General features: G+C 62.0%; 9 protein-coding genes. 5 read left to right on the forward strand and 4 right to left on the reverse strand.

Annotation, left to right across the window (positions count from 1 at the left end; all coding sequences use genetic code 11):
• Positions 1 to 2 precede the first annotated feature (2 nt).
• Positions 3 to 683, forward strand: coding sequence for a pyrimidine 5'-nucleotidase (gene yjjG, locus ACB033_RS07490; protein WP_042006652.1), 681 nt, complete (start codon positions 3 to 5; stop codon positions 681 to 683).
• Between the two features lie 74 nt (positions 684 to 757).
• Here the strand turns inward: yjjG and ACB033_RS07495 are convergent, their stop codons facing one another.
• From ACB033_RS07495 to elyC, 4 genes are all read right to left on the reverse strand, one after another.
• Positions 758 to 2014 carry a M20 family metallo-hydrolase gene (locus ACB033_RS07495; RefSeq protein ID WP_042006653.1) on the reverse strand — a complete coding sequence of 419 codons (1257 nt, stop codon included), beginning with the start codon at positions 2012 to 2014 and terminating at the stop codon, positions 758 to 760.
• Positions 2015 to 3193: 1179 nt separating this feature from the next.
• Positions 3194 to 4165: a 6-phosphofructokinase gene (gene pfkA / locus ACB033_RS07500; protein ID WP_005300508.1), complete on the reverse strand. Its 972-nt coding sequence runs from the start codon at positions 4163 to 4165 to the stop codon at positions 3194 to 3196.
• A gap of 147 nt (positions 4166 to 4312) precedes the next feature.
• On the reverse strand, positions 4313 to 5068 hold the full coding sequence (gene tpiA / locus ACB033_RS07505; protein ID WP_005300511.1) for a triose-phosphate isomerase: 756 nt from the start codon (positions 5066 to 5068) through the stop codon (positions 4313 to 4315).
• A 135-nt stretch (positions 5069 to 5203) separates the two neighbouring features.
• Entirely contained in the window at positions 5204 to 5974 is a 771-nt protein-coding gene (gene elyC, locus ACB033_RS07510; RefSeq protein WP_139397571.1) for an envelope biogenesis factor ElyC, read from the reverse strand.
• A 101-nt stretch (positions 5975 to 6075) separates the two neighbouring features.
• Here elyC and cmoM point away from each other — a divergent pair, with 101 nt between their 5' ends.
• The 4 genes from cmoM to mukB all read left to right on the forward strand — a co-directional run bounded on the left by cmoM (position 6076) and on the right by mukB (position 13377).
• Entirely contained in the window at positions 6076 to 6852 is a 777-nt protein-coding gene (gene cmoM / locus ACB033_RS07515; protein ID WP_010634083.1) for a tRNA uridine 5-oxyacetic acid(34) methyltransferase CmoM, read from the forward strand.
• Positions 6853 to 6927: 75 nt separating this feature from the next.
• On the forward strand, positions 6928 to 8247 hold the full coding sequence (gene mukF / locus ACB033_RS07520; RefSeq protein WP_005300519.1) for a chromosome partition protein MukF: 1320 nt from the start codon (positions 6928 to 6930) through the stop codon (positions 8245 to 8247).
• Complete coding sequence (mukE, locus tag ACB033_RS07525; RefSeq protein WP_005300522.1) at positions 8228 to 8947, forward strand: chromosome partition protein MukE; 720 nt, start codon at positions 8228 to 8230, stop codon at positions 8945 to 8947. Before mukF ends, mukE begins: the two co-directional genes overlap by 20 nt.
• A 2-nt stretch (positions 8948 to 8949) precedes the next feature.
• A complete protein-coding gene (mukB, locus tag ACB033_RS07530; protein ID WP_139724019.1) occupies positions 8950 to 13377 on the forward strand; it encodes a chromosome partition protein MukB in 4428 nt (1475 codons plus the stop codon).
• Positions 13378 to 13389: the final 12 nt, after the last annotated feature.

Here is a 13389-nt window from a genome sequence, read left to right on the forward strand (position 1 = left end):
CCGTGAAAGAACCAAGTTATGACTGGGTGTTGTTCGATCTGGATGAAACCCTGGTCGATTTCCCGGTCGCTCAGGCGCTGGAGCAGACACTGCACATTTACGGCGTGACGCCGACTCCGCCCAAGATGGCGGAGTACCATGCCCTCAACCACCGGCTTTGGCAGCAGTACAACTCCGGCGAGATCGATGCCGTCCACCTGCAGCAGACCCGTTTCTCCCTCTTTGCCGAGCAGGTGGACGTGGCGCCGATGGCGATGAATGACACCTTCCTGCAGCAGATCATCGCCCTGAGCGTGCCGCTGGAGGGGGTGGAGGAGACTCTGCAGGCGCTGAAGAGCAAGGTGAAAATGGGGATCATCACCAACGGTTTCAGCCTGCCCCAGCGCGGGCGCCTCGACAAGCTGGGCTGGCAGGCCTGGTTCGAACCGCTGGTGATCTCGGACGAGGTGCAGGTGACCAAGCCGGCGCCGGCCATCTTCCAGCACGCGCTGGCACTGATGGGACAGCCGAGTCCGGCGCGGGTGCTGATGGTGGGGGACAACCCCAAGACCGATATCGCCGGCGCCGCGGCCCAGGGGCTGGCAACCTGCTGGTACAACCCGGCCCGTCAGAATGGGCCGAGCGAGGCGACCCACGAGATCCACCACTTCGCCCACCTCTCGGCCATCGTGCTGGGCGAATAGGAACTTCTGCTGCGCAGGGGAAGTGAAAAAAAACAAGGCAGCCCACGGGCTGCCTTGTCTGTATCCGGCTCTTGCTAGCGGCCGAGGCGGGCCAGCAACCAGGACTCCAGCAGTGCCACGCCGGGGGCCAGCACGGCCTCGTCGAAGTCGAACTCCGGGTGATGATGGGGCGCCGCCAGATTGGCCCCAAGGATCAGGTAGGCCGCCTGGCCGCCGTTACGTTGCACCCGCTCGATGAGAAAACCGGCATCCTCGCTGGCGCCGAAGCGGCGGGTGTGAATGGTCTCCAGCTTGAGCGCCTGGGCGAGCGGGATGATCTCCTCAAGCAGGGCCGGGCTGTTGTCGATGCCGATGGCCTCTCCCTGCTTGCGAATGAGGTAGGTGGCACCCTGCATCATGGCCGCCCCTTCCACCATCTGCTGCACCTGGCTGAACATGTAGTCGTTGAGGGCCGGTGTGGCGCCCCTAGTCTCTCCCTGCAGCAGGGCATGGCCCGGGATCACGTTGCGGCCACTGCCCGCATGGAGCTGGCCCACGTTGATGCGGGTCATGCCATCGCGATGGCGGGCGATGCCGAGCATGGCGGTGGTGGCCATGCAGGCCGCCGCCAGCGCATTGCTGCCGGCGTTGGGCTCGAGCCCCGCATGGGCGGCGCGCCCCATGAACTCCACGTCGAACTTGGTGGAGCAGAGAAATTCGGTGGGATTGACCACCAGCTCGCCGCTGTTGGCGTGAATGCCGATGTGCAGCGCCAGCAGGGCATCCACGTCATCGAGCTGGCCACCGGCGGCCAGCGCCTTGCCGCCGCGACACCCCTCTTCGGCGGGTTGGAAGAACAGTTTGATACGGCCGTTCAACCGATCGGCGAGGGCGGCGATCCGCTTGGCCAGCACCAGCCCGATGGCGGTATGGCCATCATGGGCGCAGGCGTGCATCCAGCCGGGGTTGCGCGAGTGCCAACCTTCCTGGCTGGGGGGATGCAGCTCATCCTGGCTCTCCTCGACCTCCACCGCATCGATGTCGAAGCGAAAGGCCAGGGTCGGGCCCGGTCGGCCGCTGTCCCACAGTCCCATCACCCCCGTTATCTCTTCGATCCGGCCCAGCCAGTCCGGATGGGCGCCCTGGCGCAGGGCTCGCTCCTTCTGGGCCTGCACGTCTATGTTGCGTCCCATGATGAGGTTGCTGGCCAGCAGCTTGTCACCCAGCATGATGGAGAAACCGAGTTCATTGAGGTGGTGAGCGATGAGGGAGCTGGTACGAAATTCACACCAGGCCGCTTCGGGCAGACGATGAAGATCACGACGCCAATGGCTTAGCGCATCCTGTGTCATGGTAATTCCTGCATGGCGAATCCAGCGGATATTGTGACGGGCAGGGGGGCAAGAGTAAATCCCGCAGACACAAATGCAACAGGGGGAGCCACTGGCTCCCCCTGTTTACGCTGCCTTGGCACGACAGCTCTGTTTATATACACCGACTGGTGCTAACCACCTTGTCTGCACTCATTTTCGATGAAACGACCAAAAATGACTGAATGCGGTGAATTAACCAGCGCACTGGTGCCTGTCGTTGCCCATGCGGATCACGAAGTGGGCAACCAACCGGCTCAAAGCTGTGACAGCGACGGCAGAGAGACGGCAACCAGAGTGAAAAACACGGTGAAAACGGCAGTAACCACAAACTCTTTCATATTATTGTCTCCCTTGGCTGACTGATGATGGAACCAAGATACCACAATTGCGCAGTAAAACAATAGTAAAGTGTATTTATGTGGCCATAGTTGTCGCGTAGCGCTTGAAAGCGTCATTTTTATAAATCTAAGGCTGTTTTATCAGCTTCAAGATGGGTGTTGGGCATCCACCAGGATTTGATGGTATTTTTGTTCAATGAAATCAATGTATTATATTTATTCTTGTTGTGTCTCATGCAGGGTCTTATATGAGGCTTTTTTGGTTTTTTGAAATTTTGTCGGCAAAAGCAGACAGTTTTGCTGGCAATGGGGTGAGTCTGGCGTGGTTTGGACTCCTGTCAGCCCCATTTTCCCTACCCCCAGCATTTCTTGTCGTGCTCCGGGAGTTTTTCCCTGTCGTGACGCCACCTTCTGGCGGCAGCACGCTCGCAAATCTGCAGAAATCCTGCGGTTGATGACAGTCGCGCAACCATTGAACCGACCCTGTTCGACTCTTTTCAAGGCATGTTGACGGCTCGATGGGGGCTGCTGATGGCAGGTACATGGCCACTTGATGGCATGGAGGGTGAGCTGACTGCACAGCGCGATGGCCCTGTGCAGGGTTTCGCTGCGAGTCAATGGCAGGTGGGGAGGTTTGCTGGCTGCATCGCCCTGACCGGGCTGCCTGAAGAGGCGAGGGGAAGGCAGGGAGCCATGGGCGGGGAAACAGCAAACATGGCCAGAGGGTGGAATGGGAGCGGGCGTGCCGGCAGGTGGCCCACGCCAATAAAAAACCCTCCAGCGGAGGGTTTTTTGTCACAACAGCCTGAACAAGCGGGGCTTAGAACAGGGTGGTGGAGAGATCGTAGAGCTCCTGGTTGAAGGGACGCTTCAGGTTCTCGATGCAGTCGATGATGTCGTGGTGCACCATCTCGTTGCCTTGAATACCGACGCAGCGACCACCCTGACCGGCCAGCAGCTGCTCGACGGCGAAGGCGCCCATGCGGCTGGACATGATGCGATCGCGGGCGGTCGGGGAGCCACCGCGCTGGATGTGGCCCAGGATGGTGGCGCGGGTTTCGCGACCTGTCATGGCCTCGATATCCTTGGCCAAGGCGTTCACGTCGGTGACATGCTCACAGATGGTGATGATGGCGTGGCGCTTGCCTTTGGCTTCCCCTTCCTTGATCTGTTGCAGCAGCTTCTCTTTGTCGAAGGCCACTTCCGGCACGATCACGTACTCGGCACCGCCGGCGACGGCGGCAGACATGGCTAGGTCGCCGCAGTGGCGGCCCATGATCTCGACCACGGAGATGCGGTGGTGGGAGCTGCAGGTGTCGCGCAGACGGTCGATGGCATCCACCACCACGTTGAGGGCAGTGTCAAAGCCGATGGTGAAGTCGGTACCGGCGATGTCGTTGTCGATGGTGCCCGGCAGGCCGATGCAGGGGAAACCCTCTTCGGTCAGCTTCTTGGCACCCATGTAGGAGCCGTCACCGCCGATCACCACCAGGGCGTCGATACCGTGCTTTTTCAGGTTCTCGATCGCTTCGGCGCGCACTTTCGGATCTTTGAAGGCCGGGAAACGGGCGGAGCCGAGGAAGGTACCGCCACGGTTGACCACGTCGGAGACACTGTGGCGCTCCAGCTTGACGATACGGTCCTGGTGCAGACCGAGGTAGCCATCATAGATGCCGTAGACTTCCAGGCCATGATGCAGGCCGGCGCGCACCACGGCGCGAATGGCTGCGTTCATACCCGGTGCGTCGCCACCACTGGTCAAAACACCAATACGTTTGATTTGTTTGGTCATGAGTGCCTCTGGATCTGAGTTGTCGAATACGAAAGGGTTAAATGAGACAAGCCACTTTTACTATATCGGCTTTCATATGGGATGCGCTGGCTGCCATAGGAAAAGCGATACGCAGGAGGGGGCAAGCGCCCCCTCCATGGCAGCCGATTACTTGGCCGCGCCAGCGATGATCTGGGAGAAGTCGTCCACTTTCAGGGACGCACCGCCCACCAGGCCGCCGTCGATGTCCGGCTGACCGAACAGGTCGGCAGCGGTGGCACCGGTCACGGAGCCGCCGTACAGGATCTGTACCTTGGCAGCCACGGCTGCATCAAACCCGGCCAGGTACTGGCGGATGTGAGCGTGCACGGCCTGCGCGATTTCCGGGGTAGCGGTCTTGCCGGTGCCGATGGCCCATACCGGTTCGTAAGCCACGACGGCGTTCTCGAAGGAGGCGATACCGCAACGATCGATCACGGCTTTGAGCTGGGTTTCGACCACGGAGTTGGTGGTGCCGGCTTCGAACTGGGCCAGAGTCTCACCGATGCACAGCACGGGGATCAGGCCGCCTTTCTGGATGGCTTCGTACTTGGCAGCAACCACCTCGTCGGTCTCTGCGTGCAGGGTACGACGCTCGCTGTGGCCGACCAGGGAGTAGGTGCAACCGAAGGCTTTGAGCATGGACGGAGCGTTCTCGCCGGTGAAGGCGCCAGACTCATGAACGTCGGCGTTCTGGGCACCGTAGGCAATCTTGCTGCCGGCGGTCAGCTGCTCAACCAGACCCAAAAAGATAACCGGCGGGCAGACGGCGACTTGTACAGAAGGATGAGCGGCAGCCGCCGGGGTCAGTCCTTTGATCAGTGCTTCGACGGAAGCCTTGGTGCCGTTCAGTTTCCAGTTACCCATTACCAGGTGCTGTCTCATCTTCTATATCTCCTAGGCATTTGATTGCGCGACATTATATGAATTGAACCGAGCCCAAGATAGCTGACCCGGCGGCAAATGACGTAATTTTTTTTCGCTTTCCTGATCCAAATCAGGAATGAAAGGCTCGATCGCTCAATCGGTGACCTGACCCCGCAGACGGGCCCACCATACCCCAATCCATTCGTGAATGGCAGCCTCGGAATACATCAGATAGCGCCCCTTGGGCAGGTAGCTGTAGAGGGGTTGCACCACCTGGCTCTGCTTGGCGGTGTAGTCGGTGGGAGCCGGCACGGCATTTAGTCCCTGACCCTGATAGAGCGCCATGGCCCGCGGCAGGTGGGTGGCCGAGCTCACCAGCGCCACCCGCTTGCCTTGCAGGTGGCGGCTGATGCTGACAGCCTCATCGTGGGTGTCTTTGTTGTTTTCAAACAACGTCATCCGCGAACGGGGGATGCCGAGGCTTGCCGCCATGCGGGCGTTGACCTCGGCGTTCGAGAGGGGATCCCCCGACACATAGCCCGAGAAGATGAGCTCCGCTTGCGGATAAGCCTGGGCCAGCCGTACCCCCTCCAGGGTGCGGGCCAGGGCGATGTTGTTCTGCCAGCTGCGCTCAGGGACGGTCGGGTCGCTCACATGGCCGTTGCCGAGCACCACGATGGCCTGGATGTCTGGATGCTGGCTCACCTCGAAGGGGGGGAAGGTCTGCTCCAGCGGGCGGGCCAGCTGGTAGCTCACCGGCCGCATCCCCATCAGGGCGACGATGAGCAGGGCCAGGGTCGCCAGCAGCTTGCCGGTTTTCTGAAAACGGGTGAACCAGAGCAGCAGCAGCGCCAGCAACAGCAGGGTGACGGAGAAGGGGAGCGGCATCAGCAGCTGACCCAGCCACTTTTTAAGCACAAACACGGCAGAGAGTTCCTTGAGTTTTCAGCAAATTCGGGATGTGACAGAATACCTCTCTTTTTTGGGATGGCCACAACCCTGTGGCGCAATAGTTGAGTTTCTCCTTGAAGCACGATCAGAGTTTCGACGGGCGGGCCGACAAGTTCGCCCGCAACATTTATGACTCCACCAAGGGGCGCATCCGCACCACAGTGGTCTGGAGCGACATCGAAGCCTGCCTGGCCCGCCTTGGCAATCGGCCCCTGCGCATCCTGGATGCGGGCGGCGGGTTTGGCTACTTTGCCCAGAAGCTGGCGGCCATGGGCCATCAGGTGGAGCTGTGCGATCTTTCCGCCGAGATGCTGGCGCTGGCCCGCAGCCAGATCGCCGAGAAGGGGCTGGAAGACAGAATCCGTCTCATCCATTGTCCCATTCAGGATCTTAAAGCACACGTGACCGGCACCTTCGATCTGGTGCTCTGTCACGCGGTGCTGGAGTGGCTCGCCGAGCCGCGCCAGACCTTGCTCGGTCTGTTCCCTTTCGTCAATGCCGGGGGCATACTGTCGCTGCTTTTCTACAACCGCCACGGCCTGCTGTTCCAGAGCCTGGTGGTGGGCAATTTCGATTATGTGCGCCTGGGTCTTCGCAAGAAGCGGCAGACGGCGCTGACCCCCACCAATCCCCAGCTGCCGGAGCAGGTGTATGACTGGATTGGCCGGGGCGGGCTCAAGATAATCGGCAAGACCGGGGTGCGGGTGATCCACGATTACATGCGCCACAAGCAGGATCAGCTGGAGAAGTTCGACGATCTGCTGGCCATGGAGCAGCAATATTGCCGGCAGGAGCCGTTTATCTCCCTGGGGCGCTATATCCACGTGATGGCGCAGAAACCCGCCGGCTGAGCCCCTTTTTCGATGCTACCGGATGTAGCCGCGCGCAAGGCTTTGCGCCCAATACAACAACGAGATGACAACGTCATGATGAGTACATCCCGTACCCTGCCAGAGATGGTGGGATGGGTCAGGCAGGAGGGGCTGGCGTTGAGCCTGCCCACCGACCGGCTGGCCTTTCTGATTGCAATCAAGACCCTGTCCGAAGATGAGTCGGACCTGTCGGAAGCGGCCCTGCACGATGCCTTCGGCTACGTCAGCAACGCCTTCGGCCAGATGGACGAGACCCTCACCGGTCGCGCCAACAACGCCATCAACGATCTCATTCGCCAGCAGCTGCTGTCGCGTTTCAACACCGACATGGTGGCGGGGGAGAGCCTCTATCGCCTGTCGCGTCTTGGCATGAGCATCGTCGACTTCTTTATGGATCAGCGCCAGGTCGACTCCATCAAGCTCTCCATCCTGCTCGAGCACCTGGCGGCCGAGCTCGACACCGCCCGCAAGGCGGCGCTCGAGACCAACACCCGCGAGCAGTGGGATGCCGAGGTGCTGCCACGGCTCACCTTCTCCCTGGAAGAGACGCTGGGGCGCATCGATCTTACCCAGCGCGCCATGGATGAGCAGCAGAATCAGGTCAAAAGCGAGATCGCGGCCTTGCTGACCCAGAACTGGGTCGATGCCATCCACAGCTGCGAGAAACTGCTGCACGAGACCGGCCAGACCCTGCGCGAGCTGCAGGATACCCTGGACGCCGCCGGCCACCGCCTGCAGGCGGGGCTGCTCAACATTCAGGAAGCGGCGCAGGGGCGCGAGGATCTGTTCCACGTCGAGGAGCTGACTCACGCCCTGCAGGGGCGCCTTGACGTCATCACCAGCTGGGGCCAGCAGTGCATCGAGTTGTGGGCCCGCTACGACAGGCACGTCCACAAGTTCATCCGCAATGCCATCGACATGGACAAGAACCGCGCCTTCAGCCAGCGGCTGCGCGAATCCATCCGCAACTTCGATCAGCACAACTGGCAGCTGCGGGTGGCCGAAGAGCCCCGCCTGCTGGAACTGCGCGACGAAACCATCGCCATCCACGACGAGGAGGTGACCGGCGAGGTGCCCCTCGAGATGGAGTACATGGAGATGGTGGACATCAACCAGGAGCTGGCCGAGCGCATCGAGCGCTACCTGGCACGCTACCCCGAGCAGGGTCAGCAGCTGGATCTCGCCGACGTGCTGCGGGAATACCTGCTGGACTACCCGGCCCATGCCCACTTCGACGTGGCGCGTCTTCTGATCGACCAGGCCGTGCGCCTGGGCCATGCCAGCGGCGAGCACCAGCTGCATCGTCAGCCCGCATGGAAACCCATTAACCAAGCTGGATCCAAGGTTCAGGCCTATGTCATTGATCAATACTGAATTTCCCTTGCCGCTGCGGCTCGCAGAGGCGATTGCCAACCCCTTGTTTCCGCGCATCGACACCGCCCTGCGCTCCGGTCGCCACATCAGTGCCGACGAGTTCGAGCAGCACTCGGCGCTGGTGGAGTATCACCAGGAGCTGGAGATCTTCTACGGCCGCTATCAGGTTGAACTCATCAAGGCGCCGGAAGGCTTCTTCTACCTGCGCCCGCGCCCGAGCGCCGACATCGGAACAACAGTGTTATCTGAGCTCGATATGCTGGTGGGCAAGGTGCTCTGCTACCTCTACCTGAGCCCGGATCGGCTCGCCTCGGAAGGGGTGTTCGCCATGGGCGAGCTGCAGGAGGAGGTGCTGAGCCTGGCCGACGAGAAGCAGCTGCTGCGGATGGTCAACAGCCGCTCCGGTGGCACCGATCTGGACAAGAAGAAACTGCTGGAGAAGATCCGTACCTCCATGCGCCGCCTGCGCCGCCTTGGCATGATCACCGCCCTTGGCAACAGCGACAAATTCAGGGTCAACGAGTCGGTGTTCCGCTTCGCCGCAGACGTGCGCTCCGATGAGGATCCGCGCGCCGTGCAGCTGCGGATGATCCAGGAGGGGGAGGCCATCTTCCACGACGACGAAATGCCGAGCAGCGACTCGCTGTTTGATGACATCGAGGCGGATCTCGATGAAGAACAACTGGATCTGGAGGTATAAAGGTGCGAGGCAAGTTCAAATCCCTGACCATGGTCAACTGGAACGGTTTCTTCGCCCGTACCTTCGATCTCGACCAGCTGGTCACCACCCTCTCCGGCGGCAACGGGGCGGGCAAATCCACCACCATGGCGGCCTTTATCGCGGCCCTCATCCCCGACCAGTCCCTGCTTCACTTCCGCAACACCACGGAAGCGGGCTCATCCAGCGCCTCCCGTGACAAGGGGCTCTACGGCAAGCTGCAGCGCGGCCACTGCTATTCGCTGCTGGAGGTGATGAACAGCCGTGAGCAGCGGATCTGGGTCGGCGTGCACCTGGAGCAGGTGGCCAACCGTGACAACAAGGTCAACATCACCCCGTTTGCACTGGTGGATGTGCCGGAGCAATTGCAACCCACCGATCTGCTGCTGGAGAAGCTCGACGACGGCAAGGGCCGGGTACGTGCCTTCGCCGATCTGAAAGGGGCGGCGGCCGAGCTTGGCGCCATCAAGGTCGCCAAGTTCAATACGGTGACCGACTATCACAACTTCATGTTCGAGTTCGGCATCACCCCGAAGAAGCTGCGTGATCAAAAAGATCGCGGCAAGTTCTACCGTCTGATCGAGGCCTCCCTCTACGGCGGTATTTCGTCTTCCATCAGCCGCTCCTTGCGCGAATACCTGTTGCCGGAGAACTCCGGGGTGCGCAAGGCGTTCCAGGACATGGAGGCGGCCATCTACGAGAACCGCCGCACCCTGGAGGCGATCAAGGAGACCCAGGGCCAGCGGGATCTGTTCAAGAACCTCATTACCGAGACCACCCATTATGTGGCGGCCGACTACGTGCGCAACGCCGCCGAGAAGAACCGTCTCTCCGAGCTGGCCCTCAAGGCCCGGGCCGAGCTTGCGGGCAAGCGTCGCCTGCTGGCCGAGGAGAAGCAGCGCGCCATCTATCTGGCCGACGAGGTGGAGCAGCTCACCAATCGCGAGAAGCTGCTGACCGACGAGCTGGAGTCCGCCGCCGAGCACCTGGCCAAGGTGCTGGCCGCCGTGGCACTGCAAAAGAAGATCGAGATGTACCGCGCCGATCTGGCGGATCTCTCTGACAAACTCGAACAGCAGCAGGCAGTGGTGGAAGAGATCCACGGCCAGTTGCTGGAGGTGGAAGAGCGCAAGGAGCTGGCCCAGGCAGAAGTAGACAGCCTCAAGACCCAGCTGGCCGACTACCAGCAGGCGCTGGATATCCAGCAGACCCGCGCCATCCAGTACCGTCAGGCGGTGCAGGCCCTGGAAAACGCCCGCGAGCAGTGCGAGCTGCCGGGGCTGACCGCCGAACAGGCGAGCGACACCCTGCACCAGTTCCGCGCCGCCGAGCAGAGCCTCACCAGCCGGGTGCTGGGGGCCGAACAGCAGCTGGCGCTGGCCAAGGCGGCGGTGGCCGAGCACGAAGCGGCGCTGGCGCTGCTTTTGAGCATCGCCCCCGAGACAGTGCGCGAGGCCGCCTGGCCCACCGCCCAGGCACTGCTCAAGCGTCACATCGAAGACAAGGCTCGGATTGCACAGGGGCAGGGGCTGCGCGCCGCGCTGGCTCGCCTCGAGAAAGAGAGCGAAAGCCAGAAGAGTCTCTTCAAGCTGCGTGACGAGCTGCAGCAGGCCTCTGGCCAGCTGATTGCCAGCAGCGATGAGCTGGAGATCTTCCTCGAAGCCCAGCGTACCCGTCAGGAGGAGCTGGCCGAGCAACAGGCCGAGGTCAATCAGCGCCGTGCCAGCCTCGAGCATCAGGGCACTCAGCTTGGCCGCGATATCGCGGAGCTCACCAAGCTGGCCCCGCGCTGGCTGAAATCCTTCGAGAAGCTCGAGCAGCTGCGCGAGCAGAGTGGGCTGCCGCTCGCCACCGCCGAAGAACTTTCTTCCGGCATGCAGAGCGTGCTCGACAAGGAGCGCGAGTTCGAGCAGGAGAGCAACCGCATCGCGGCGCAGAAACAGGCGCTGGAGCTGCAAATTCGCAACCTGCAGTTGGGGGCTGGCGAGGCGGATCCGCGGCTGGCCCGCATTGCCGAGCAGGTGGGGGGCGTGCTGCTCTCCGATGTCTATGACGACATCTCCATCGACGATGCCCCTTACTACTCCGCCCTCTACGGCCCGGCTCGCAGCGCTCTGGTGGTGCTCGATCTCGAAGGCGCCATCGAGCGGCTGAAAAAGCTGGAAGATTGCCCGGAAGATATCTACCTCATCCAGGGCAACCCCGACTCCTTTGACGAGGATCTGGTGGAGGCCGACGAGCTGGGTGACGCCGTGCTGGTGCGCACCAGCAAGCGTCAGGTGCGCTTCTCCCGCTACCCCGAGCTGCCGCTGTTTGGCCGCGCCGCCCGGGAAAAACGGATCGAGCAGCTCGACCTTGAGCGCGAAGAGCTGATCGAGGGTTATGCCAAGGCCGCCTTCGAGCAGCAGAAGTACCACCGCCTCTACGGCCATTTCCGCGACTTTATCGGCCAGCATCTGGATATCGCCTTCCGCCCCGACCCGGAAGCGGAAGTGCAGGCCAAACAGGCCGAGCAGCGCAAGCTGCAAGAGACCATCGCCGAGTGCAACAAGCAGCTGACCGAGGCCAAAGCGGCCGCCGCCCAGCTGACTCGCCATATCCAGCTGGTGCAGGGGATGCTGCCCTTTGCCCACCTGTTTGCAGAGACTGAGCTGGCTGCCCGCCTCGAGGCGGCTCACGCTGACGTGGAAGCGTTGAAACAGGCCGAAGCCTTTATCGCCAAGCACGGCAAGTCGCTCGAGAAGCTGGAAACCATGGTGCAGGTGCTGCGTCAGGATCCGCAGGATCTCTCTGCCCTACAGGCGGCGTTTGACGAAGCCAACGAATTGCTGGCCGAGCAGAAGCGCCGTTGCTATGCCCTTGATCAGCTGGTGGCCCGCCTGCCGCACTTTGCCTATCAGGATGCGCAAGACCTGCTGGGCAAGGCCTCCGAGATGAGCGAGCGACTCAAAGAGAAGCTGAAAGCGGCCGAGCTTGCAGCCCGCACCGCTGGCGAGCAGCACAAGCAGATTGCCCAGCGCCACACCGAGGCGTTGCAGCTGCGCACCGCGCTCAACTCCAGCGTCGAGGCCAAGCGCCAGACCCTGACCGAGTTCGAGCAGGAGCTGGCGGCCATGGGGCTGACCCTCTCTGACGACATGGAAGAGAAGGCGCGCGCCCACAAGAAAGAGATCGAAGAGCTGCTGATCCGCACCCGTTCCCGTCGCACCAGCGCCGAGGCCCAGTTGCAGGTAACCAAGCGCGAGATCGAATCCCTCGGCGGTCGTCTCAAGCTGGAAGGCAAGGATTACTACGGCGCTCGCAAATCCCTGGTGGGTCACAAGGCGAGCTGGTCGCGGGTGGTGCGGCTGGCGCGGGAGACCGACGTCGAGAAGCGCCTCAACAAGCGCGAGCTGGCTTATTTGGACAGCGACGAGCTGCGCTCCATGTCGGACAAGGCCCTCGGCGCCCTGCGGGTGGCGGTGGCCCACGACGAGGCCCTGCGTGATGCGCTGCGACTGTCGGAGGGCAACCGTAGCACCGAGCAGAAGGTGGCCTTCTACGTGCAGGTTTACCGTTACCTGAAAGATCGCATCCGCAACGACATCATCCGCTCCGATGATCCGGTGGAGGCGATCGAGGAGATGGAGATCGAGCTGGCCCGTCTGGCCGATGAGCTCAAGCAGCGGGAAACCCATCTGTCGCTCTCCTCTCACGAGGTGGCGGCCAAGATCACCAACATCATCCGCCGCGAGCAGAATCGCATCCGGGTGCTCAACCAGGGTCTGCAGAACATCGCCTTCGGTCTGGTGCGCGGGGTGCGTCTCAACGTCAATATCCGCGAGGCCCACACCCGTCTGCTGACGGCGCTGGCTGACCAAACTGCCATGCACAACGATCTGTTCGCCGACAAGGAGCTCAGCTTCTCCGAGGCGATGGCCAAGCTGTTCCAGCGCCTCAACCCGCAAGTGGAGCAGGGGGATCGCAGCTATCAGGTGATGGGCGACGTGCTGCTCGACTATCGCAACTACCTGGAGCTGGAGATCGAGGTGCAGCGAGGTGCCGATGGCTGGCTGCGGGCCGAAAGCGGCGCGCTCTCCACCGGCGAGGCGATCGGTACCGGTCAGGCCATCCTCTTGATGGTGCTGATCAGCTGGGAGGAGGAGTCCCGCCGTCTGCGCGGCAAGGACATCGCCCCCTGCCGTCTGCTGTTCCTCGACGAAGCGGCGCGGCTTGATGGCAAATCCATCGCCACCCTGTTCGAACTGTGCGAGCGGCAGGACATGCAGCTGCTTATCGCGGCGCCCGAGAACATCAGCCCCGAGAAGGGCACCACCTACAAGCTCATCCGCAAGGTGCAGGGCAAGCACGAGCACGTGCATGTGGTGGGTCTGCGTGGCTTCGGCTTCGCCGACGACAAGCTCATCGCCTGACAGAGGCTGACG

The organism is Aeromonas sp. S15(2024) (assembly GCF_041402265.1).
In the GTDB taxonomy this organism is placed as follows: Bacteria; Pseudomonadota; Gammaproteobacteria; order Enterobacterales; family Aeromonadaceae; genus Aeromonas; species Aeromonas dhakensis.